This window comes from Pseudomonas sp. W2Aug9, from assembly GCF_023127755.1.
Classification (GTDB): domain Bacteria; phylum Pseudomonadota; class Gammaproteobacteria; order Pseudomonadales; family Pseudomonadaceae; genus Aquipseudomonas; species Aquipseudomonas synxantha_A.
In genome coordinates this window covers 535,986-558,883 of record NZ_SPKL01000010.1, presented here as the reverse complement: position 1 = coordinate 558,883, position 22,898 = coordinate 535,986, and the positions used below count along the sequence as shown (strand labels likewise).

Annotated in this window: 23 protein-coding genes; 9 read left to right on the top strand and 14 right to left on the bottom strand. The window is 59.7% G+C overall.

Annotation, left to right across the window (positions count from 1 at the left end):
• Window positions 1-51 precede the first annotated feature (51 nt).
• From E3O56_RS09390 to pdeM, 6 genes are read left to right on the top strand one after another with little or no spacing between them, the layout of a single operon-like run.
• Window positions 52-780, top strand: a complete 729-nt coding sequence (locus E3O56_RS09390) for an ABC transporter permease (protein WP_005785781.1) — start codon at window positions 52-54, stop codon at window positions 778-780.
• A complete protein-coding gene (locus E3O56_RS09385) occupies window positions 777-1,487 on the top strand; it encodes an ABC transporter permease (RefSeq protein ID WP_032877354.1) in 711 nt (236 codons plus the stop codon). The genes E3O56_RS09390 and E3O56_RS09385 overlap by 4 nt, the downstream gene beginning before the upstream one ends.
• Window positions 1,488-1,496: 9 nt before the next feature.
• A complete protein-coding gene (locus tag E3O56_RS09380; protein WP_032877355.1) occupies window positions 1,497-2,615 on the top strand; it encodes a succinylglutamate desuccinylase/aspartoacylase family protein in 1,119 nt (372 codons plus the stop codon).
• Between the two features lie 13 nt (window positions 2,616-2,628).
• On the top strand, window positions 2,629-3,393 hold the full coding sequence (locus E3O56_RS09375) for an ATP-binding cassette domain-containing protein (RefSeq protein WP_248128124.1): 765 nt from the start codon (window positions 2,629-2,631) through the stop codon (window positions 3,391-3,393).
• 57 nt (window positions 3,394-3,450) lie between these two features.
• Window positions 3,451-5,931, top strand: coding sequence for a ligase-associated DNA damage response DEXH box helicase (locus tag E3O56_RS09370; RefSeq protein ID WP_248128123.1), 2,481 nt, complete (start codon window positions 3,451-3,453; stop codon window positions 5,929-5,931).
• The gene (pdeM, locus tag E3O56_RS09365) at window positions 5,931-6,584 is read left to right on the top strand and encodes a ligase-associated DNA damage response endonuclease PdeM (RefSeq protein ID WP_103733457.1); all 654 of its coding nucleotides are present in this window, start codon (window positions 5,931-5,933) and stop codon (window positions 6,582-6,584) included. The genes E3O56_RS09370 and pdeM overlap by 1 nt, the downstream gene beginning before the upstream one ends.
• Before the next feature lie 19 nt (window positions 6,585-6,603).
• Here the strand turns inward: pdeM and E3O56_RS09360 are convergent, their stop codons facing one another.
• Together E3O56_RS09360 and dcd are read right to left on the bottom strand one after the other, a co-directional pair.
• Window positions 6,604-6,801 carry a hypothetical protein gene (locus E3O56_RS09360; RefSeq protein ID WP_005785769.1) on the bottom strand — a complete coding sequence of 66 codons (198 nt, stop codon included), beginning with the start codon at window positions 6,799-6,801 and terminating at the stop codon, window positions 6,604-6,606.
• Between the two features lie 108 nt (window positions 6,802-6,909).
• Window positions 6,910-7,476, bottom strand: a complete 567-nt coding sequence (gene dcd / locus E3O56_RS09355; RefSeq protein WP_003189215.1) for a dCTP deaminase — start codon at window positions 7,474-7,476, stop codon at window positions 6,910-6,912.
• 387 nt (window positions 7,477-7,863) lie between these two features.
• Here dcd and E3O56_RS09350 point away from each other — a divergent pair, with 387 nt between their 5' ends.
• Complete coding sequence (locus E3O56_RS09350; protein ID WP_002554837.1) at window positions 7,864-8,073, top strand: cold-shock protein; 210 nt, start codon at window positions 7,864-7,866, stop codon at window positions 8,071-8,073.
• A 150-nt stretch (window positions 8,074-8,223) separates the two neighbouring features.
• Here E3O56_RS09350 and rpoS read toward each other — a convergent pair whose 3' ends face one another.
• The 8 genes from rpoS to E3O56_RS09310 all read right to left on the bottom strand — a co-directional run bounded on the left by rpoS (window position 8,224) and on the right by E3O56_RS09310 (window position 15,347).
• Window positions 8,224-9,231: an RNA polymerase sigma factor RpoS gene (gene rpoS, locus E3O56_RS09345; RefSeq protein ID WP_032877359.1), complete on the bottom strand. Its 1,008-nt coding sequence runs from the start codon at window positions 9,229-9,231 to the stop codon at window positions 8,224-8,226.
• 106 nt (window positions 9,232-9,337) lie between these two features.
• On the bottom strand, window positions 9,338-10,174 hold the full coding sequence (locus E3O56_RS09340) for a peptidoglycan DD-metalloendopeptidase family protein (RefSeq protein WP_248128122.1): 837 nt from the start codon (window positions 10,172-10,174) through the stop codon (window positions 9,338-9,340).
• A gap of 209 nt (window positions 10,175-10,383) precedes the next feature.
• On the bottom strand, window positions 10,384-11,019 hold the full coding sequence (locus E3O56_RS09335) for a protein-L-isoaspartate(D-aspartate) O-methyltransferase (protein ID WP_010176736.1): 636 nt from the start codon (window positions 11,017-11,019) through the stop codon (window positions 10,384-10,386).
• 41 nt (window positions 11,020-11,060) lie between these two features.
• Window positions 11,061-11,810 carry a 5'/3'-nucleotidase SurE gene (surE, locus tag E3O56_RS09330; RefSeq protein WP_005785760.1) on the bottom strand — a complete coding sequence of 250 codons (750 nt, stop codon included), beginning with the start codon at window positions 11,808-11,810 and terminating at the stop codon, window positions 11,061-11,063.
• A complete protein-coding gene (gene truD, locus E3O56_RS09325; RefSeq protein ID WP_148852417.1) occupies window positions 11,798-12,856 on the bottom strand; it encodes a tRNA pseudouridine(13) synthase TruD in 1,059 nt (352 codons plus the stop codon). The genes surE and truD overlap by 13 nt, the downstream gene beginning before the upstream one ends.
• Window positions 12,853-13,326, bottom strand: coding sequence for a 2-C-methyl-D-erythritol 2,4-cyclodiphosphate synthase (gene ispF, locus E3O56_RS09320; RefSeq protein ID WP_032877363.1), 474 nt, complete (start codon window positions 13,324-13,326; stop codon window positions 12,853-12,855). The genes truD and ispF overlap by 4 nt, the downstream gene beginning before the upstream one ends.
• Before the next feature lie 54 nt (window positions 13,327-13,380).
• On the bottom strand, window positions 13,381-14,226 hold the full coding sequence (gene fghA, locus E3O56_RS09315; protein WP_032877364.1) for an S-formylglutathione hydrolase: 846 nt from the start codon (window positions 14,224-14,226) through the stop codon (window positions 13,381-13,383).
• Between the two features lie 8 nt (window positions 14,227-14,234).
• On the bottom strand, window positions 14,235-15,347 hold the full coding sequence (locus E3O56_RS09310; protein WP_005785751.1) for an S-(hydroxymethyl)glutathione dehydrogenase/class III alcohol dehydrogenase: 1,113 nt from the start codon (window positions 15,345-15,347) through the stop codon (window positions 14,235-14,237).
• Between the two features lie 109 nt (window positions 15,348-15,456).
• Here E3O56_RS09310 and E3O56_RS09305 point away from each other — a divergent pair, with 109 nt between their 5' ends.
• Window positions 15,457-16,353 carry a LysR substrate-binding domain-containing protein gene (locus E3O56_RS09305; protein ID WP_005785749.1) on the top strand — a complete coding sequence of 299 codons (897 nt, stop codon included), beginning with the start codon at window positions 15,457-15,459 and terminating at the stop codon, window positions 16,351-16,353.
• A gap of 69 nt (window positions 16,354-16,422) precedes the next feature.
• On the top strand, window positions 16,423-19,443 hold the full coding sequence (locus E3O56_RS09300; RefSeq protein WP_248128121.1) for a membrane-targeted effector domain-containing toxin: 3,021 nt from the start codon (window positions 16,423-16,425) through the stop codon (window positions 19,441-19,443).
• 3 nt (window positions 19,444-19,446) lie between these two features.
• On the opposite strand, the gene ispD is transcribed toward E3O56_RS09300, so the two are convergent.
• The 4 genes from ispD to kdsA form a co-directional block, all read right to left on the bottom strand.
• A complete protein-coding gene (ispD, locus tag E3O56_RS09295) occupies window positions 19,447-20,157 on the bottom strand; it encodes a 2-C-methyl-D-erythritol 4-phosphate cytidylyltransferase (protein ID WP_005785745.1) in 711 nt (236 codons plus the stop codon).
• Window positions 20,154-20,432, bottom strand: a complete 279-nt coding sequence (gene ftsB, locus E3O56_RS09290) for a cell division protein FtsB (protein ID WP_003189195.1) — start codon at window positions 20,430-20,432, stop codon at window positions 20,154-20,156. The genes ispD and ftsB overlap by 4 nt, the downstream gene beginning before the upstream one ends.
• A 171-nt stretch (window positions 20,433-20,603) precedes the next feature.
• Window positions 20,604-21,893 carry a phosphopyruvate hydratase gene (gene eno / locus E3O56_RS09285; RefSeq protein ID WP_003189193.1) on the bottom strand — a complete coding sequence of 430 codons (1,290 nt, stop codon included), beginning with the start codon at window positions 21,891-21,893 and terminating at the stop codon, window positions 20,604-20,606.
• Window positions 21,894-22,050: 157 nt separating this feature from the next.
• Window positions 22,051-22,896 carry a 3-deoxy-8-phosphooctulonate synthase gene (gene kdsA / locus E3O56_RS09280; RefSeq protein ID WP_003189190.1) on the bottom strand — a complete coding sequence of 282 codons (846 nt, stop codon included), beginning with the start codon at window positions 22,894-22,896 and terminating at the stop codon, window positions 22,051-22,053.
• Between the last annotated feature and the right edge of the window lie 2 nt (window positions 22,897-22,898).

The window sequence follows — 22,898 nt, the reverse complement described above, 5'->3', positions numbered from 1 at the left end:
GGAGCGCCCCTCCCTGCAGGGGCGCTTTTCTATCGCCATAGGTCCTGATTTATGTTCGAAGAACTGTTGCAAACCCTCGGGTTGAGCGCGCTCAGCTTGAAGGGTTTCGGCCCGCTGTTGCTGCAAGGCACCTGGATGACCATCAAGTTGTCGGTGCTGTCCCTGGCCGTCAGCGTATTGCTGGGCCTGCTCGGCGCCAGCGCCAAACTGTCCAGCCTGCCGTTCCTGCGCATTCCCGCCCAGCTCTACACCACGCTGATTCGCGGGGTGCCCGACTTGGTGCTGATGCTGCTGATTTTCTACAGCCTGCAAACCTGGCTCAGCAGCTTTACCGACTTCATGGAATGGGAATATATCGAGATCGACCCGTTCAGCGCCGGGGTGATCACCCTGGGCTTTATCTACGGTGCCTATTTCACCGAAACGTTTCGCGGCGCTATCCTCGCCGTGCCCCGCGGCCAACTGGAAGCCGCCACTGCTTACGGGCTCAAGCGCGGGCAGCGGTTTCGCTACGTGACCTTCCCGCAGATGATGCGCTTCGCCCTGCCGGGCATAGGCAATAACTGGATGGTGATGCTCAAGGCCACCGCGCTGGTATCGATCATCGGCCTGGCAGACCTGGTGAAAGCCGCCCAGGATGCGGGCAAAAGTACCTATCAACTGTTTTACTTCCTGGTACTCGCCGCGCTGATCTACCTGTTGATCACCAGCGCCTCCAACTTTGTCTTGCGCCGTCTGGAACGTCGCTACTCCGCCGGCGCCCGGGAGGCAGTGCGATGATCGAGCTATTGCAGGAATACTGGCGCCCCTTCCTTTATAGCGACGGCCAGCACATCACCGGCCTTGCCATGACGATGTGGTTGCTGACGGCTGCACTGGTCATCGGCTTTCTGGTGTCGATCCCGCTGTCCATCGCCCGCGTCTCGCGCAAGCGCCTGGTACGTTGGCCGGTGCAGTTCTACACCTACCTGTTTCGCGGTACGCCGCTCTATATCCAGTTGCTGATCTGCTACACCGGTATCTACAGCATTGCCGCCGTACGCGAACAACCGCTGCTGGATGCGTTTTTTCGCGACGCGATGAACTGCACCATCCTGGCCTTCGCGCTCAACACTTGCGCCTACACCACGGAGATTTTCGCCGGGGCGATCCGCAGCATGGCGCATGGCGAAGTCGAGGCAGCCAAGGCTTACGGCCTCAGCGGCTGGAAGTTGTACGCCTACGTGATCATGCCGTCAGCGCTGCGCCGTGCGTTGCCCTACTACAGCAACGAAGTGATCCTGATGCTGCACTCGACCACGGTGGCGTTTACCGCAACGATCCCGGACATCCTCAAAGTGGCACGGGACGCCAACTCCGCCACCTTCATGACCTTTCAATCATTTGGCATCGCCGCGTTGATCTACCTGGCGGTGACCTTTGCCCTGGTCGGCCTGTTCCGCCTGGCAGAGCGCCGCTGGCTGGCCTTTCTCGGGCCGAGCCACTAAGGAGCCTTCATGCGCCATCAGCGACATGACCTGATCGCGCCGGTGCCCGGCACGGCGCGGCAGATCCACAGTTTTCACTTCGGCCCGCAGCAGGCCGCAGGCAAGGTCTACATCCAGTCGTCGCTGCACGCCGATGAATTGCCGGGCATGTTGGTGGCCTGGCATTTGAAAGTACGCCTGGCCGAGTTGGCCGCGGCCGGGCGCTTGCGTAGCGAAATCGTGCTGGTGCCGGTCGCCAACCCGGTGGGCCTCGAACAAGTGTTGATGGACATCCCCTTGGGCCGCTATGAACTGGAAAGCGGGCAGAACTTCAATCGCCTGTTCGTCGACCTTGGCGAAGAGGTCGGCAACCAGGTCGAAGAGCTGCTGGGCGATGATCCCCAGCACAATGCCCGCTTGATCCGCAGCGCATTGTCCAGCGCCCTGGCCGCGCACACCGCCCAGACCCAACTGCAATCCCAACGCCTGGTACTGCAACGCCTGGCCTGTGATGCCGACATGGTACTCGACCTGCATTGCGACTTCGAAGCCGTGGCGCACCTGTACACCACACCTGAAGCCTGGCCACAGGTAGAGCCATTGGCGCGGTACCTCGGCTCCGAGGCCAACCTGCTGGCCACCGACTCCGGCGGACAGTCCTTTGATGAGTGTTTCACCCTGGTGTGGTGGCAGTTGCAGCAACGTTTCGGCGAGCGCTTCCCGATTCCCATGGGCAGTTTTTCGGTGACCGTCGAACTGCGCGGCCAGGGCGATGTAAACCATGGTCTTGCCGCGCTGGACTGCCAGGCCATCATCGATTACCTGATCCACTTCGGCGCCATTACCGGCGATGTGACGCCCCTGCCCGCCCTGGCTTACCCGGCCACGCCATTGGCGGGTGTGGAGCCCGTCACCAGCCCGGTCGGCGGCTTGCTGGTGTTCAGTGCCTTGCCGGGTCAATACCTGGAGGCCGGGCAACTGCTCGCCGAAATCATCGATCCCATTACCGACCGCGTAACGCCGGTGCGCTGCGAGCACGCCGGCCTGCTGTACGCCCGTTCGCTGCGACGCATGGCCACTGCCGGGATGGTCATCGGCCATATCGCCGGCACGCAGGCCTACCGCAGCGGCTATCTACTTTCGCCTTGAGGATGCACGCCCCATGTACAAACTGACCGTTGAAGGCCTGCATAAAAGCTATGGCGACAATGAAGTGCTCAAAGGTGTTTCGCTCAAGGCCAGGACCGGTGACGTGATCAGCCTGATCGGCGCCAGCGGCTCCGGCAAGAGCACGTTCCTGCGCTGTATCAACTTCCTGGAAACCCCCAACGATGGCGCCATGACCCTGGACGGCCAGGCGATCCGCATGGTCAGCGACCGCCACGGTATGCGCGTGGCCGACGACGCCGAGCTGCAACGCTTGCGCACACGGCTGGCGATGGTGTTCCAGCACTTCAACCTGTGGAGCCATATGAGCGTGCTGGAAAACATCACCATGGCCCCGCGCCGCGTGCTGGGGTGCAGCAAGAAAGACGCCGAAGACCGCGCCCGCCGCTATCTGGACAAGGTCGGGCTGCCGGCACGTGTAGCCGATCAGTACCCGGCGTTCCTGTCTGGCGGCCAGCAACAGCGGGTAGCCATCGCCCGCGCCCTGGCGATGGAGCCTGAGGTGATGCTGTTCGATGAACCCACCTCGGCCCTCGACCCGGAACTGGTGGGTGAAGTGTTGAAGGTGATCCAGGGCCTGGCCGAGGAAGGCCGCACCATGATCATGGTGACTCACGAGATGAGCTTTGCGCGCAAGGTCTCAAGCCAGGTGCTGTTCCTGCACAAGGGCCTGGTGGAAGAGCAAGGCCCCCCCGAGGATGTGCTGGGCAATCCGAAAAGCGAGCGCCTGCAGCAGTTTCTAAGTGGCAATTTGAAGTAAACCTTTGTGACGCCTGGAGGGTCTCTGCAATAGAGCCTCCAGAGCGTCCGCTGCCGCATGGCAAAAAACCCCGATTTCGCCAAACAATGGTTTGCCGCCAAAGGTTGGAAACCGTTCGCCTTTCAGAAACATGTATGGGCAGCGGTCAAGGCTGGCCAGTCAGGGCTGCTGCATGCCAGTACCGGTGCAGGTAAAACCTATGCCTTGTGGTTCGCCGCCCTCAACCGTTTCGCCATCACCCGCCCGCCCGCTCCCGGCAAGCGCAAGCCACCCGCTGAACCATTGACGGTGCTGTGGATCACGCCGATGCGTGCCTTGGCTGCCGATTCCGCACGTGCCCTGCAGGCACCCTTGGACGCCCTGCAAATTCCCTGGAGCGTGGGCCTGCGTACCGGCGACACCAGCAGCAGCGAGCGCGCACGCCAGACCCGCCGCCAACCCACCGCTCTGGTCACCACCCCGGAAAGCCTGACGCTGATGCTCGCGCGGGCCGACAGTGAAACGAGCCTGGCGCACCTGCGCATGGTGATCGTGGATGAATGGCATGAGTTGATCGGCAATAAGCGCGGCGTGCAGTTGCAACTGGCGCTGGCGCGCTTGCGACGCTGGCATCCTGAGTTGGTGGTGTGGGGCATTTCCGCGACGCTGGGTAATCAGGCCCACGCTTTGGAGGTTCTGGTCCCACAGGGCGGTGGGATCAATGTACAGGGGCAGACGGCCAAGGCACTGCAGGTCGACACCTTGCTGCCGCCCGTCACCGAGCGCTTTCCCTGGGCCGGGCATATCGGCTTGAAGATGTTGCCGCAAGTGGTCGCAGAGGTAGAGGCCAGCAGCAGTTGCCTGGTCTTTACCAACACCCGGGCGCAATCGGAAATCTGGTATCAGGCGATTCTCGATGCCCGCCCGGACTGGGCCGGATTGATTGCCCTGCACCACGGCTCGTTATCGCGGGAGACCCGGGATTGGGTGGAGCGAGCATTGAAAGATGGGCAGCTCAAGGCGGTGGTGTGCACCTCCAGCCTCGACTTGGGTGTGGACTTCCTGCCGGTGGAGCGAGTGTTACAGATCGGCTCCGCAAAAGGTGTGGCGCGGCTGATGCAACGCGCCGGGCGCTCCGGCCATGCACCGGGTCGGCCGTCACGGGTGACGCTGGTGCCGACCCATAGCCTGGAACTGGTGGAGGCGGCTGCCGCCCAGGATGCAATTGCGCAACGGCGCATCGAAGCGCGGGAATCGCCACACAAGCCGCTGGATGTGCTCGTGCAACACTTGGTCAGCATGGCCCTGGGGGGTGGGTTTACCCCGGATGCGCTGCTGGCGGAAGTGCGCGGCGCCTGGGCCTATCGCGATCTCACCGAAGCGGATTGGGCCTGGGCCCTGGGGTTTGTACGCCATGGTGGCCTGTCACTTACCGCCTATCCGGATTACCGCCGTGTGGAGCCCGATGAGCATGGCATCTGGCGTGTCCCGGATGCCCGCCTGGCACGCCGTCACCGCATGAGCGTCGGTACCATCGTCAGTGATGCCAGTATCCAGTTGAAATTCTGGAGCAAGGGTGGCGGCGGCAAGAACCTGGGCAGTGTCGAAGAGGGCTTTATTGCGCGGCTCAAGCCGGGGGATGGGTTTCTGTTCGCCGGGCGTTTGCTGGAATTGGTGCGCGTGGAAAACATGACCGCCTACGTGCGCCGCAGCAGCGCGAAAAAAGCCGCGGTGCCACGCTGGAATGGCGGGCGTATGCCGCTTTCCAATGAACTGGCCCAGGCGGTGGTCGAACGTTTTGATGCGGCGGCGCATGGGCACTTCGACGGCCCGGAGATGCAGGCGGTACAACCGTTGTTGCACACCCAACTGCGCTGGTCTGGCCTGCCGACGCGCGACAACCTGCTCGCCGAAACCCTGCAATCGCGAGAAGGCTGGCACCTGTTTCTGTACCCCTTCGCCGGCCGTCAGGTACACCTGGGCTTGGCGAGCTTATTGGCGTGGCGGGTCAGTCAGCAGCAGCCGGTGACCTTCTCTATAGCCGTGAATGATTATGGCCTGGAACTGTTGAGCGCCACGCCAGTGAACTGGTCGTTGTTGTTGAATACGGCGTTGCTGAGCCCACAGCGCTTGCTGGAGGATGTGGCCGCCAGCCTTAACGCAGGAGAACTGGCCCTGCGCCGCTTTCGCGAAATCGCGCGGATCGCCGGGCTGGTGTTCGCCGGGTATCCCGGTGCGCCGAAAAGCACGCGGCAGGTGCAGGCTTCCAGCGGATTATTCTTTGAAGTGTTCAAGCAATATGACCCGCAGAACCTGCTGCTGGCCCAGGCAGGGGAAGAAGTCTTGCGCGATGAGTTGGATATTCGTCGGCTGGAAGAGACATTAAGTCATCTATCGGCACTGAAACTGGACGTGCATACGATTCAGCGGCCCACGCCCCTGGCCTTCCCGCTGTTGGTGGAACGGATGCGCGAAAGCATGAGTTCGGAGAAGTTGTCGGAGCGCATCGCACGGATGGTCAAGGACCTGGAAAAAGTCGCCGACAAAGGAAAAGCTTGATGCATTGTGCACTGACGCTTGCAGGCGAAGAACTGTGGTTATTGGCGGACAAGGCCGTGTACTGGCCCGCTCGTCAGTGCCTGCTTATTGCCGATGCGCACTTTGGCAAAGCATCGGCCTATCGCAGCCTGGGACAACCTGTGCCCCAGGGCACCACCACGACGAATCTGGAACGCCTGGACAGGCTGTTGTCGGCACTGCCGTGCGCGCAGTTGATCTTTCTCGGTGACTTCCTGCATGGCCCAGGTTCTCACGCCAGCGGCACCCTCAGCGCGATCCGGGCCTGGCGTGAACGTAACGGTGCCCTAGCGATAACCCTGATTCGCGGCAATCACGATAAACGGGCAGGCGACCCGCCTGCTGACCTGAGGATCGAGGTGGTGCCAGAGCCACTGCTGATGGGCCCTTTCGCCCTGCAACATGAGCCTGACGCCCATGCCAGCCACCACGTATTGGCGGGGCATGTGCATCCGGTGTACCACTTGCGCGGCAAGGGCCGCGAGCGCTTGCGCTTGCCGTGCTTCCAGATCGGCGAACGGGTCAGCCTGCTGCCGGCGTTTGGCGCCTTTACCGGGGGCTATGCCGTGCAGCAGGGTGATGAGCACCGAATCTTTGTCATCGGCGAACACAAGGTTTGGCCCATCAGTAAGTGACTGATTGGCCGTCCAGGTATCAGGCGACAGGCGCGGGTGGTGGCTCGTCTGGCAGGGTCGGCTCACCGGGCTCGGTAGGCTGGGGGTAATCGGGCTCGGGCTGGCCTGGAATGCCGCCCGCATGGGCAGGGTTAGCCATCAGGGACCAGGCCAGAACACCAATCTGGTTGGGTTCAAGCCGGGCGAGTTCTGCGCTGATTCGCGGGTCGATCTTCATAAGGTACTCCTCAAGCGTGGCCCGACGCGTTTTGCACGCGCCGAGGCAGTACACCTGAATAGAGTCACTTTGTGCAGACTAATTCCCTTTAACCGTAGGAGCTTTCGATCAAGCGCGTGGGAGAGTGACGCCACGTTGGCCCTGGTACTTGCCGGCGCGGTCTTTGTAGGACACTTCACAAGCCTCGTCGGACTGCAGGAACAGCATCTGTGCCACGCCCTCATTGGCATAGATCTTTGCCGGCAAGGTGGTGGTGTTGGAGAACTCCAGGGTCACATGACCTTCCCACTCCGGCTCAAGCGGGGTGACGTTGACGATAATGCCGCAACGAGCGTAAGTGCTTTTACCCAGGCAGATGGTCAATACGTCGCGGGGAATGCGGAAGAATTCCACGGTACGCGCCAGGGCGAAGGAGTTGGGCGGGATGATGCACACGTCGCTCTTGACGTCGACGAAGCTTTTTTCATCGAAGTTCTTCGGATCGACAATCGCCGAATTGATGTTGGTGAACACCTTGAATTCATCGGCGCAACGCACGTCATAGCCATAGCTGGAGACCCCGTACGAAATCACCCGCTCATCACCTTCGCCACGAATCTGGCGCTCGACGAACGGCTCGATCATGCCGTGTTCCTGCGCCATGCGGCGAATCCACTTGTCCGATTTGATGCTCATGGCGGTGTCCTGAATAGCGAGGTGGAAAAATCTGTGGGCCATCTTACCGGGGCCAGCCTTGGGGTTCAAAGGCCGCAAGGGTTTTCTTGATCAAAGCCCTGCCCGCTATAAGCCTCAGCCAACGCGGCCGGGGCCGGGATTGCCGTCAGGGATGGCTGTAAATACCACCGCCAGTCACGAAAATAGAGAAACCTTCGGAAATACCATTGGCACGTTCCGGAAAAAGGGTTAAGGTGGCGCCACTGTGCTGCTTGTGTCACTGAGAATCTCTACACGATATGTTGAATTTCGATCCAACCATCTCCAAGAATTTTTCCTGCTCTTTGCACTCAGTCTCGGCCAGGGCTTTTCCTGAGTCGCAGTTAACTTTGTCCAAGGAGTTACACCATGTCTAATCGCCAAACTGGTACCGTTAAGTGGTTCAACGATGAAAAAGGCTTCGGCTTCATCACTCCACAATCCGGTGACGACCTGTTCGTTCACTTCAAAGCTATCCAATCCGACGGCTTCAAAAGCCTGAAAGAAGGCCAACAGGTTTCTTTCATCGCTACCCGCGGTCAGAAAGGCATGCAAGCTGAAGAAGTTCAAGTTATCTAACTTGTACTGACTCAGTCGAAAAACCCCGCCCTTAAAAGCGGGGTTTTTTTATGCCTGGATTTTGAGAGAGGCCTGAACAAAAGCCGGGCATAAAAAATGTGGGAGGGGGGGCGTACCCCCTCCCACATCCAAGCTTTCAAGCGGCGTCGCTTACTGGAACAACGACTCACTCGACAAGCCATTCTTCTCAAGGATCTCACGCAAGCGCTTGAGGCCCTCCACCTGGATCTGCCGCACCCGCTCACGGGTCAGGCCAATCTCCAGGCCTACATCTTCCAGGGTGCTGCTCTCGTGACCACGCAGGCCGAAGCGGCGAATCACCACCTCACGCTGCTTGTCCGTAAGCTCTGACAGCCACTGGTCAATACTTTGGGAAAGATCATCGTCCTGCAACAGCTCGCAGGGATCGGTCGGGCGATCATCCGTCAGGGTGTCCAGCAGGGTTTTATCCGAATCCGGCCCCAGCGAGACATCGACCGACGATACACGCTCGTTAAGGCCCAGCATGCGCTTGACCTCCCCTACCGGTTTTTCCAGCAGGTTGGCGATCTCTTCAGGCGAAGGTTCATGATCGAGTTTTTGCGTCAGCTCACGCGCCGCTCGCAGGTAGACGTTGAGCTCCTTGACCACATGGATCGGCAGCCGGATCGTGCGGGTCTGATTCATGATCGCCCGTTCGATGGTCTGGCGAATCCACCAGGTGGCATACGTCGAGAAGCGGAAGCCCCGCTCGGGGTCGAACTTCTCCACCGCCCGAATCAAGCCCAGGTTGCCCTCTTCGATCAAGTCCAGCAGCGACAGCCCACGATTGACGTAGCGTCGGGCGATTTTCACCACCAGGCGCAGGTTGCTTTCAATCATGCGTTTGCGCCCAGCCGGATCGCCCTTCTGCGACAAGCGCGCAAAATGGACTTCTTCTTCGGGAGTGAGCAGAGGGGAAAAGCCGATTTCATTGAGGTACAACTGAGTCGCATCGAGCGCCCGAGTGTAGTCAATGTACTTGTGTTGCTTTAACGCGGAGGCGTTCCTGGATTTGGTACGAACTGAAGGTGGTGCCGCTCCTTCATTATCTGACATCGGATCCGTATCGATGCCGGCCTCCATAAGGAGAACCTCATCGTCGATGTCAAACTCCGGCGCTTCTTTACTGAGAGCCATTGTTATAGTCCTTTGGTGAGTTCGACCTCAAGCTCAAGCGACGCCTTTATCCTTGGCAACGCTGGAGCCTGTTCCTTCTACGTGAGGGAACAGGCTGTGCAACACATCAACGAAGGGGCAGGAATTGCAGCGGATCTACAGGCTTCCCTTGGCGGCGAATCTCAAAGTGCAGTTTCACCCGGTCTGTGCCCGTTGAACCCATTTCGGCAATTGTCTGTCCGACTTTGACCTGCTGCCCCTCCCGAACCAACAGCCTGCGGTTATGACCGTAGGCACTGACGTAGGTATCGCTGTGTTTGATGATGACCAGCTCGCCGTAGCCCCGTAGACCACTCCCGGCGTACACCACTGTCCCATCAGACGCAGCTAAAACAGGCTGTCCCAAATCCCCGGCGATATCAATGCCTTTATTCAAACTACCGTTTGAAGAGAATTTTCCAATCAGTACGCCATTTGAAGGCCATCCCCAGCCGGTCGGCGCCGGCCCTGCAGGTGGCAACGGCGCGGGTGCGGGCTTGCTTGCAACGCTAGGCGAAGCACTGCCTGCAGGCCGGGTGATGACGGTAGTTTTGCTCGAAGACGATGGCGAAGATCCCGACTTTGTCACAACTGCCGTAGCCGCCGAACCTGTGCGGCCATCGAAACGAATGGTCTGCCCTGGATGAATGGTGTAGGGCACGGGAATGTTGTTACGAGCGGCCAGCGCCTTGTAGTCCCAGCCATAACGGAAGGCAATGGAGAACAGCGTGTCGCCTTTGCGCACCACATACTGGCCCGTGGTCACCGTGGGCCGCTGCGGTGCTGCGTTGGTGCGGTCAACGACACGCGCACCGCCCGATGGCGTGCTCGAGCAGGCGGCCAATAAGGAACTCAAGACAAGGCCAAGCACCAGTCGCTGAAAGCTTGTTTTACTCATTCGCTGCGCAGGACCTGTGAGACTCACCCGCCGCTCCCTTTGTGGTGGCTGAACGTTAACGCCTGGATCAGGCTTGAAATATGACGCAAGTATAACTGGGCATTGGCTTTTTACTGGCACCCGACTGAAACGAAAAATTCATCTTGTTCAATTGCGGCTGCCAAGCCTGTTGATTCAATAGACCCCGGCGTAAGACACATCCTCGCCAGCAGAATTCACTGCCAGGGAATAAATGCTCAGGCCAAGGGGCCATTCAACAGCGGCACGAAGCGCACCGCGCCCAGCACGTGCCGGGAAAAACCTTCTTCCTCGCGGATAATAAGCATCAACTGTTGCACTTCGCCGGAGCCCACCGGGATGACCAGCCGCCCGCCCGGCGCCAACTGATCCAACAGAGCTTGAGGCACATCGGTGGCCACGGCGGTGACAATAATGCCGTTGTACGGCGCCAGCGCCGGCCAGCCTTCCCAGCCATCGCCCCAGCGAAACACCACGTTGCGCAGGTTCAGTTCTACCAGGCGCTCCTTGGCACGGTCCTGCAGCACCTTGATGCGCTCTACCGAAAACACTCGCTCTACCAACTGTGACAGCACAGCTGTCTGGTAACCGGAGCCGGTGCCGATCTCCAGCACCTTGTCCAGGGGCCCGGCCGCCAGCAACAGCTCGCTCATGCGCGCAACCATGTAGGGCTGGGAGATGGTCTGGTTGTGGCCGATAGGCAACGCCGTGTCTTCATAGGCGCGGTGCGCCAGGGCCTCATCGACAAACAGGTGCCGCGGCGTACGCCGAATCACTTCCAGCACCTGGGCGTTGGACAAGCCTTCTTCGTACAGACGCTGGATCAACCGCTCCCGGGTGCGCTGGGAAGTCATCCCGATGCCACGGCGCAACAAGTCGTCTTGTTCACGAGCCATCAACGCAGTCCCTCCAGCCAGCCATCGAGGCCACTGAAGGCATCACTGAAGGTGCGATCCAATTGCAACGGGGTAATTGACACATAGCCTTGCATCACCGCATGAAAATCCGTGCCTTCCCCGCCATCCTCGGCATCACCGGCCGCGGCGATCCAATAGCCTTCCTTGCCACGCGGGTCGACCACCTTCAGGGGCGCCGCCGCTCGCGCGCGATGGCCCAGGCGCGTCAGCTGGATACCGCGGATACGGTCGAGGGGCAGATTGGGAATATTCACGTTGAGTACCGTACGCGGCGGCAGGTCCAGAGACTCATGGGCCTGCACCAGCTTGCGCGCGAAATACGCCGCGGTCGCCAGGTTATCCAGTTGCCGCGAAGCAAAGGAAAAGGCGAACGCGGTGCGCCCCAGGAAGCGCCCTTCAAGGGCCGCCGCCACAGTGCCGGAATACAGCACGTCATCACCCAGGTTGGCACCCAGGTTGATTCCCGAGACCACCAGGTCCGGCTCATGCTCCAGCAAACTGTTGATTGCCAGATGCACGCAGTCGGTGGGGGTGCCGTTTACGCTGATAAAGCCATTGGCCAGAACCTGCGGGTGCAGCGGACGGTCGAGCGTCAGCGAACTGCTGGCGCCGCTCTTGTCCTGGTCGGGGGCAACCACCACGCACTCGGCGTAATCCTGCAGCGCAGCATAGAGCGCGGCAAGACCGGGTGCGGTGGCACCGTCATCGTTTGATATCAGAATACGCATGGGCTGTCCGTCTGCCCCACCGGCACCAGATCAACAAGCTCGCGCACCAAGACAGTGGCGAAGCATCCGGCCGGCAGGACGAATTCCAATTGCAGAATGTCAGGCCCGGGATAATGCCACGTCAACCCGCCAATGGGCAGTCGCAGAATGCGACGTTCCTGGCTCATTCCTGCATTCACCAGCCAATCACGTAGGTCTGATTCGCTGGCAGCGACAGATTGTTCCAGATCATGCGTAAGACCTTTCGCCGGCGAGTCGCCTTCGCCCCATTGTGGGCCAGTCGGGTGCAAGTCCAGGATCGCCAGGCGCGGGTCGCTGCATTCAGCCTCCCCGGCAGGGAAAAAGCTGCGACTGTCGGTAAAGGCCAGCAGGTCACCCACCTGGGCGCGCTGCCAGGAACCGTCGGCGACACGCGCTGCCAGCACTTTGTTGAACAAGTAGCTACGGGCGGTGGACAGCAACCGCGAACGCACGTTGCGTTGCTCCGGCAGGGCCTTGCGAGCAGCCCATTCACGGGCATCCACCACGTTGCCACCGTTGTGGCCAAAGCGCTGGGCGCCGAAATAATTGGGAATGCCATGCCGGGCAATCAACTGCAAACGCGCGTCGATGGCGGCGATGTCGCCGGCCAGTTGAGTCAGGCGCAAGGTAAAGCCGTTGGCCGAATGCGCACCACGTTGCAACTTGCGCTTGTGGCGGGTGGTTTTCAGGATCTTGAGGGTGTCGTTTTCCGCACCGCTCAGGTCCGGGTCGGCCTTGCCGGGCAACTGTACGCTGAACCATTGGCGGGTCAGGGCCTGACGGTCCTTGAGCCCGGCATAGCTGACGGTGCGCAGCGGCACACCGGCGGCCTTGGCGATACGCCGTGCGGCCTCTTCAGTATTCAAGCCGCGCTTTTCCACCCACAGCCACAGGTGCTCACCGTCACCAGTCAACGGAATGTCCAGCACCTCATCAACCTGGAAGTCTTCTGCCGTCGCCTTCAGCACCGCGCTGCCCAAGGCCTCGCCGTAGGCCCGCGGGCCCAGCAGTTGCAAATCGTTCATGCGCGCAGCAACAAGGCAACGGAGTGCACGGCGATGCCCTCTTCACGACCGGTAAATCCGAGCTTTTCGGTGGTGGTGGCTTTCACGTTGACTTGATCCAGTTCAATTTGCAGGTCTGCGGCAATCAGCGCACGCATCGCTTCGATATGGGGGGCCATCTTGGGCGCCTGGGCCACGATGGTGTTGTCGACGTTGCCGACCTTCCAGCCCTTGGCATGGATCAACCCGACCACATGGCGCAGCAACACACGACTGTCCGCACCTTTGAAGGTCGGATCGGTGTCCGGAAAGTGCTTGCCGATATCGCCCAATGCCGCCGCGCCGAGCAAGGCATCGCTCAAGGCATGCAAGACAACGTCGCCGTCGGAATGAGCCAGCAACCCATGGTGGTGTGCGATGCGCACGCCGCCCAAGGTGATGAAATCGCCCTCAGCGAAACGGTGCACATCGTAGCCGTGGCCAATACGCATAAAAAAACGCCCCGATTTAATTCAGGGCGTGATTCTACCTACTTTTGCCTCACATTAACCGAGCAAAGCACGACCATGATGGCGCAAATGGTCTTCGATGAAGCTGGCGATGAAAAAGTAGCTGTGGTCGTAGCCAGGTTGCAGGCGCAGTTCCAACGGATGGTTGGCCGCCTTGGCCGCTTGCTGCAGGGCCTCGGGCTTGAGCTGAACCGCAAGGAAATCGTCACGATCGCCCTGGTCCACCAGTAGCGGCAGTTTTTCCGAGGCTTCGCTGATCAGCACGCAGGCATCCCATTCACGCCACTTGGAACGCTCTTCGCCCAGGTAACGGGAAAAAGCTTTCTGGCCCCAGGGGCAGTCCATCGGATTGTTGATTGGCGAAAACGCCGACACCGATTGGTAGCGTCCCGGGTTACGCAGCGCGCATACCAATGCGCCATGTCCGCCCATGGAGTGACCGCTGATGCCGCGTTTAGCCGACGCAGGGAAATGCGCCTCCACCAAGGCCGGCAACTCCTGCACTACGTAGTCATGCATCCGATAGTGCTGGGCCCAGGGCTCCTGCGTGGCGTTCAGATAGAAACCAGCGCCGAGGCCGAAGTCCCAGGCGTTGTCCGGATCGTCCGGCACACCGGGGCCGCGGGGGCTGGTGTCCGGTGCGACGATAATCAAACCCAGCTCGGCGGCCATGCGCTGGGCGCCAGCCTTCTGCATGAAGTTCTCATCGGTGCAGGTCAAGCCGGACAGCCAGTACAGTACCGGCAACTTACCGCCCTGCTCTGCTTGCGGCGGCAGATAGACGGCGAAGGTCATGTCGCAACCGAGCACATCGGAATGATGCTTGTAGCGTTTATGCCAGCCGCCGAAGCTCTTCTGGCATGACAGGTTTTCCAGACTCATGGCCGACCTCAGAAGTGAATGACGGTACGAATGCTCTTGCCTTCATGCATCAGGTCAAACGCTTTGTTGATATCTTCAAGGCCCATGGTGTGGGTGATGAAGGTGTCCAGCGGGATCTCACCGGTCTGGGCCATTTCCACGTAGCTTGGCAGCTCTGTGCGCCCACGCACGCCACCGAATGCCGAACCGCGCCAGACGCGCCCGGTGACCAGTTGGAACGGACGCGTAGCGATTTCCTGGCCGGCACCGGCCACGCCGATGATCACCGACTCGCCCCAGCCTTTATGGCAGCACTCAAGCGCCGCACGCATCAGTTGCACATTGCCGATGCACTCGAAGGAAAAGTCCACGCCGCCGTCGGTCAAATCGACAATCACGTCCTGGATTGGGCGGTCGTAATCTTTCGGGTTAATGCAGTCGGTAGCCCCCAGTTGCTTGGCGATTTCGAACTTGGCCGGGTTGATGTCGATGGCAATGATGCGACCGGCCTTGGCCTTGACCGCGCCGATCACGGCCGACAGGCCGATACCGCCCAGCCCGAAGATAGCCACGGTGTCGCCCGGTTTGACCTTGGCGGTGTTGAGCACCGCGCCGATGCCTGTGGTGACGCCGCAACCAAGCAGGCAGACTTTTTCCAGCGGCGCTTCCTTAGGAATCTTGGCCACGGAGATTTCCGGCAACACGGTGTACTCGGAGAACGTCGACGTGCCCATGTAGTGGAAAATCGGCTGGCCCTTGTAGGAAAAGCGCGTAGTGCCATCCGGCATCAGGCCTTTGCCTTGGGTAGAACGGATGGCCTGGCACAGGTTGGTCTTGCCCGACAGGCAGAATTTGCACTTGCCGCATTCCGGGGTGTACAGCGGGATCACATGATCGCCGACAGCGACTGAAGTTACGCCCTCGCCGATGGCTTCGACCACTGCGCCGCCTTCGTGACCCAGGATCGACGGAAAAATGCCTTCCGGGTCCGCACCCGACAACGTATAGGCATCGGTGTGGCACACGCCGGAGGCAACCACCCGCAACAGCACCTCGCCAGCCTTGGGCATGGCGACGTCCACTTCCACGATCTCAAGGGGCTTCTTGGCTTCGAAGGCTACGGCGGCGCGGGACTTGATCATCCGGGTTTCTCCAGGGGGTTAAAAATTGATTGCAGCAGTGTAAAACATGGCTGCCTGATTAATAATCCAGGCGAAAGCAAAACTTTATTGCTGTACAGGGATAATGACCATGCTGGAAAACCGCTGGGAAGGCATCGACGAATTCGTCGCAGTGGCCGAGTGCAGCCAATTCACGGCGGCGGCAGAGCGCCTGGGAGTATCGTCGTCCCATATAAGCCGCCAGGTGGCACGCCTGGAGGAGCGGTTGCAAACGCGCCTGTTGTATCGCAGTACACGCAAGGTGACGCTGACCGAAGCGGGTCAGACGTTTCTGCAACATTGCCAGCGTTTGCAGGATGGTCGCGAAGAAGCCCTGCGGGCAGTAGGCGACCTCACCAGCGAACCCAAGGGCATGTTGCGCATGACCTGCGCAGTCGCCTATGGCGAGCGCTTTATCGTGCCACTGGTGACCCGGTTCATGGCGCTCTATCCGCAACTGCGGGTGGATATCGAACTGAGCAACCGTCAATTGGATCTGGTGCACGAGGGCCTGGATTTGGCCATCCGCCTGGGTCGCCTGCAAGACTCGCGCATGGTCGCCAGCCGCCTGGCACCGCGGCGCATGTACCTGTGCGCCTCCCCTTCCTACCTGGAACGCTATGGTCGGCCACATAGCTTGTCGGAACTGAGTCGGCATAACTGCCTGATCGGCAGCTCGGATATCTGGCAACTGGCCCAGGACGGGCGGGAATTTTCCCAAAGGGTTCAGGGAAACTGGCGCTGTAACAGTGGGCAGGCGGTGCTGGATGCGGCGCTGCAAGGTGTAGGGCTGTGTCAGCTGCCGGATTATTACGTGCTGGAGCATTTGCACAGTGGTGCGCTGGTGTCGTTGCTGGAGGCGCATCAGCCACCGAATACGGCGGTGTGGGCGCTGTACCCGCAGCAGCGGCATTTGTCGCCGAAGGTCAGGAAGCTGGTGGACTTTCTCAAAGAAGGCTTGGGTGACAATTCGGTCTATCGAACATAAACAGCTACCGTTCGTGCATTGCCTGGACACCGGTTAATAACCGCTTTCATTAGAAAACCAGGCAAGCCCATGACGTCCAACACTCGGCAACTCCAGCATATCAATCATTTTGTCCGAAAGGTTCTGGCCGACTTTCCGGTGCCCAGCGCAATCGCAGCCCAATTGCTTTGCGAGCATCTACAACCATTCACTCAGGAACAACTGGACCCGGATACTACGTTCCTGACCACTCTGGAATACAACCTCGACAATCCCAATGCACCCTACACTGCAGTGATCGTCCAATCCATGAGCCTGACCGAGGCCATGATCTGCAATGCGCCCCATGCCCCTGGCGGCATGATCAACAACACGGGCTTTTCCACTATCGCGCCGTACTTCAATATCGTCGATGAACTGCCGCGCCTGATGGATAACCGCATACCGCAAATGTTCAACGAAGAGTTCATCACTTCCGGCTGGATCCCGCCCAGACGGTATGAGGCGCTTTACCGGCAAAGCGAACCTCAGGCCTACGACCCGACCACCCAACTGGAGATCGCGCCAGCCGTTCTCAGAAAGGTGATTGACTCAAGCAACTTTGAACAAACCTATGACAAGGCCATCACCCAATTCTGGGGGGAGCATCGGGACAATTACACCACCCTGATGCGCATTGCCTTCGCCAAGGCTTACCTCAATCAGTACGAAGAATTCACGCTCACCGAAGCAGAACGGCAACTGGCCGCACGAGCGGCAGGTATCGGCGTCGACAGGGACGCCAGCAACCTGACCCTTGAAGATTTTCAGGCGCCCTACTCACCGGATAAAAACTTATCCGTGCGCGTGCTGCGCATTCATCAGTTCGACGCCACCGACATTCTTACGATTACCGACACCCAGAGCCAGATCACCCTGCTGTACGTCCCCGGCAACTCCTCCCCCATCCATGGTTTCAACAGCCCAACGGACATGCGCAATGCGCTGGTAAAAGTGGCCAAGGACCCGACCCAGCGCAAAGCGCTGACCAACCACTTTGAACCCGACTCGATTGACTCCGGCCTGATCTACTGTGGTGTCGAGGAAGCATTGATCGGTATGGCGATGTACCCGGAATCTTCCAGCCCCGCCGGTTTTTTCAATAGCTTGTTGCGCAACGGTTATTGGGACCCCGAGCAATACATTAATAACCCAATGTATCCGGCGCTCAGAAGCAACCCATTTGCGTTTATCGCACGACAGATCCGCAGTCGGATTGCAAAATTGGCAGCCAAAACCGTTGTCTCGCCCTTGGACACATTTAAAGCCGACACCCTCGACGCCTTGGATAAAGCCTGCCTGCTGGCGATCCCCGTGGCGCTGACCATGGGCACCGCGTTGCTGGCGGAGTTTTGTTTCATTACCTCAGGTTTGACTGGCATGGCGATCGGCGCCGATGACGTGCTCAAGGACAAACCCCACGCCGTTGAGCGCATGGTGTTCGGCGCCCTGAACGCGCTCCCGGTGGTTATCCACGGCATCAGCAAAGGCGCGAGCAGTCTCGAGGCGTTACGCCCCGTGCTTGGCCGGGCTACGCGGGCAGAGGAGGGCCAGATCAGCGTCAAGGTGATCACTCAGGCCTCCGCCCAAACCGAGACTCGCCCCCTGGTCGCTGCAACATCTCCCAGCGGCTTGCAGACCGTCAAGATTCAGGGCGAGACCTTCCTGACCTACAAAAGCCCGAATGACTGGGGTTCTTTTGAGCTGTTCGTGAATAATCCAGAAGCCCCCGAGAAGATTCAAGCCACGGGTCTCTACGCTATTCAGAGCTCCGACCTGCAATGGCGACGTGCCGGATTGACCGGAGGGGGGGCATTTCGCAATGCCTGGCAACGGGTTTACAAACTGTTCGATAGCACCCAGCAGTTGAGTTTCTTCAGCGCCTACCAGATGCCAGCGCCCGTGCGCGAGACCGTCGTGCAGATGCTCACCGACACCAGCTCATTTTCGGAAGATTTCGAACCCTTCGGAATGGATGCACAGTCGATCAGCAACGCCCGGAGACTGTTCTTTGAGAAAAGGAGCCAATTAAACCAGGATTCGGCGATCTTCTTTCACCACCTGCCCTACTCGCCCCTGCAGCCGGTCCTCCCCCGCTTGAGCTTGAACGAATCACAGCAAAGCATTATCGAGAAACTGCTACGTGCCAGTGACGGCCTCGTGATCGGCGAAAGCCACAGCGCCGAATCGAGCAAAGCCTTTCTGATCGACAACATGCAGATACTCGCCAGCCAAGGTGTCAAACGCATCTACTTCGAACATCTGCTGACGGATGTGCATATTCCGATGCTGAAGGCTTTTTACCGGTCGAAGAACGCCCCTATGGCCGAGGCGCTGACAAACTTCCTGAACGGGATCTACCCATTGCCCCGAAACCACTATTACTCATTCACAAACGTCGTGACCAAAGCCCGAGAGGCCGGAATCAAGATCCAGCCGATCGACTGCACCGTGAGCTACATACTTCGCGATATGCGCGACAGTGCGGGAACCCTGCGCCAGCGGATGATGAACTATTACGCTACCGAGGTGATTCAGTGGATCCAGACCTCCAAGCGCCAACCCGGTAAATGGGTCGCACTGGTGGGCGATACCCATACCAATACGTTCAAGGACATCCCTGGGCTGGCCGAACTCACCGGCAGCATCGGCCTGCGGATAGAAGATAGGATGGGCACCCACCCGTTGGGCATCGAAGTCGATCCGGGGCGCACCGCCAGCCTGGGCCTGAACAAAGGGGAAGGCACGGTCAAAGCCAACCTGGTCTTGCGCGTTGATCCTGCCGCGTTGCAGCACTCAATGGAATCACAGCCCGGCCCTTCGCACAGTCGAGTGGTGAAGTCGGCCCAGGCACTGCTGACACGGCCAGGCCAATTCATGCTCACCGAGGCCACCCACATTGACTATCGGTCCCGACGCGGGGACCTGCGCAGTTTCAGGATCAACAGCCAGGAAGGCCGGAACTCCATCAACGTGGTCGGCTGGCCTATTGATGAGAAGCCATTCGACAGCATTGAGGCATTGGTGAGCGAGCTGAAAACCCTGCCCGGGTTGGAGCAAGTCTACGGCTGAGGGTCAGGACGCCTGATAAGCCCGGCGCTGACGCAGCCATTCAAGGTCTTCGGGGCGGGTGACCTTGATATTGTCCGCACGCCCTTCGACCAGCCGCGGCGCCTGGCCGGACCATTCCATGGCCGACGCTTCGTCGGTGATCACGGCGTCCGCCACCAGGCTGTCGGCCAAGGCGCGGTGCAAGGCCCCCAGGCGGAACATCTGCGGCGTATAAGCCTGCCAGATCAGGCTGCGGTCAACGGTTTCCACCACGCGGCCATGCTTGTCGACGCGCTTGAGCGTGTCGCGAGCCGGCACCGCCAGCAGACCGCCCACCGGGTCATCCGCCAGTTCAGCCAAGAGTTTGTCAAGGTCATCACGGCTCAAGTTAGGCCGCGCCGCGTCATGCACCAGCACCCAGTCATCATCACTGGCACCCAGGGCATTAAGGTGCAGCAGTGCATTAAGCACCGAGCCCGAGCGTTCCGAGCCACCGTCCGCACGCTGGATGCGCGGGTCTGTGGCGCACGCCAGGGTGGGCCAATAAGGATCATCAACAGCAAGACTGACCACCAGGCCCTTGAGCGAGGGGTGGTCGAGAAAACAGCCGAGGCTGTGTTCGAGAATAGTGCGCCCGCCCAATTGCAGGTATTGCTTGGGACGGTCCGCGGCCATACGGGCACCGACGCCCGCGGCAGGAATCACGGCCCAGAAGGCCGGTAGATCGTTATTCATTGGGCCAACTGGTAGAGGGTCTCGCCCTCCTTGACCATGCCCAACTCATGGCGAGCCCGCTCTTCAACGGTCTCCGTACCTTTTTTCAGCTCAAGCACTTCGGCGTCCAGGACACGGTTGCGCTCCAGCAGGCGTTCGTTTTCGGCACGCTGGTCGGCAATTTGCTGGGTCAGCTCTTCCACCTGCGCAAAGCTGCCATTACCGACCCATAGGCGGTACTGCAGGCCAGCCAGCAACAAGAGCAAGACGAGGAACAACCAATTGGGACTGCGCATCGAAATCCGGATATCCAGTGAAAAAAGACAGTCATGCAAACCTTTTGCAGCAACTGATAGCACAAAGCCTGGAAAAACCAGGCTTGCGCTTGTCAGTCAGCAGATTAGCGCCGAAATTCACACTTTCGTGAAATTTCTGACGCAACCCGCCGACTTTTTACCATTTACTGCTTAGCCGCGAAACTCGCCGCGACCGTTGTACTTGGCTTTACCTGCCAATTGCTCTTCGATGCGCAGCAATTGGTTGTACTTGGAAACGCGATCGGAACGGCACAGGGAGCCGGTCTTGATCTGGCCCGCCGAAGTGCCCACGGCCAGGTCGGCAATGGTGGAGTCTTCGGTTTCGCCGGAGCGGTGGGAGATCACAGCGGTGTAGCCCGCAGCCTTGGCCATCTGGATGGCTTCCAGGGTTTCGGTCAAGGTGCCGATCTGGTTGAACTTGATCAGGATCGAGTTGGCGATCTTCTTGTCGATGCCTTCTTTAAGGATCTTGGTGTTGGTCACGAACAAGTCGTCGCCCACCAGCTGGATTTTCTCGCCGATCTTGTCGGTGAGGATTTTCCAGCCATCCCAATCGGACTCGTCCAGGCCGTCTTCGATCGAGATGATCGGGTAGCGCTGGGTCAGGCCCTTCAGGTATTCAGCGAAACCTTCTGAGTTGAACACCTGGCCTTCGCCGGACAGGTTGTACTTGCCATCTTCATAGAATTCGCTGGCCGCACAGTCAAGGGCCAGGGTCACGTCGGTGCCCAGTTTGTAGCCGGCGTTGGCCACGGCTTCGGAGATCACTTTCAGTGCATCTTCGTTGGAGGCCAGGTTCGGTGCGAAACCACCTTCGTCACCCACAGCGGTGCTCAGGCCACGGGCCTTCAGTACAGCCTTGAGGTGATGGAAAATCTCGGTGCCCATGCGCAGGCCTTCGGAGAAGGACTTGGCGCCCACCGGCTGCACCATGAATTCCTGGATGTCGACGTTGTTATCCGCGTGCTCGCCACCGTTGATGATGTTCATCATCGGTACCGGCATCGAGTAGACGCCCGGGGTGCCGTTCAGGTTGGCGATGTGCGCGTACAACGGCAGGTCCTGGTCCTGAGCTGCTGCCTTGGCGGCAGCCAGGGACACGGCGAGGATTGCATTGGCGCCGAGGCTGCCTTTGTTTTCAGTGCCGTCGAGCTTGATCATCGCGTGGTCCAGGGCTTTCTGGTCCAGCGGGTCCTTGCCCAGCAACAGGTCACGAATCGGACCGTTGATGTTGGCTACAGCCTTGAGTACACCCTTGCCCAGGTAACGGCTCTTGTCGCCATCACGCAGTTCCAGCGCTTCGCGCGAACCGGTGGAAGCACCGGACGGCGCGCAGGCGCTGCCGATGATGCCGTTATCGAGAAGCACGTCGGCTTCGACGGTGGGGTTGCCACGGGAGTCGAGAACTTCACGACCTTTGATGTCGACGATTTTTGCCATTGTTGTAAACACTCCAAAGTTGACGAAAACGACGCAGCTGAAGGAAATCTTTTGACCGACCGCAAGGGTGGAACAACGGGGCAGGCTTGCAGACGACAAGGCTCAGGCCCAAGGGCCTGAGCATTTAGCGTGGGAAATTCTACCGGAGAAATGGCAGTTACGCGGTCTCTACCGTCGGAAAACTCTTGACCAGCTCGTCCAACTGCTTGAGTTGGGCCAGGAATGGCTCCAGCTTGTCCAGGCGCAGGGCGCATGGGCCGTCGCACTTGGCGTTGTCCGGGTCCGGGTGGGCTTCAAGGAACAGGCCCGCCAGCGACTGGCTCATGCCCGCCTTGGCCAGGTCGGTGACCTGGGCACGTCGACCGCCGGCGGAGTCCGAACGACCACCGGGCATTTGCAGCGCGTGGGTCACGTCGAAGAACACCGGGTATTCGAACTGTTTCATGATGCCGAAACCGAGCATGTCCACCACGAGGTTGTTGTAGCCGAAGCTCGAACCACGCTCGCAAAGGATCAACTGGTCGTTACCCGCTTCCACGCACTTGCTCAGGATGTGTTTCATCTCCTGAGGGGCGAGGAACTGGGCTTTCTTGATGTTGATCACAGCGCCGGTCTTGGCCATGGCGACCACGAGGTCGGTCTGGCGCGACAGGAAGGCCGGCAACTGGATGATGTCGCACACCTCGGCGACCACGGCAGCCTGCTCAGGCTCGTGGACGTCGGTGATGATCGGCACGCCGAAGGCTTGCTTGATGTCCTGGAAGATCCGCATGCCTTCTTCAAGGCCCGGGCCGCGATAGGAGGTCACGGAAGAACGGTTGGCCTTGTCGAAACTGGCCTTGAACACGTATGGGATGCCCAGCTTCTGGGTAACCCGCACGTATTCTTCACAGACCTGCATCGCCATGTCGCGGCTTTCCAGCACGTTCATGCCGCCGAACAGCACCATGGGCTTGTCGTTGGCAATCTCGATATCGCCTACGCGAATGATCTTCTGGGCCATCA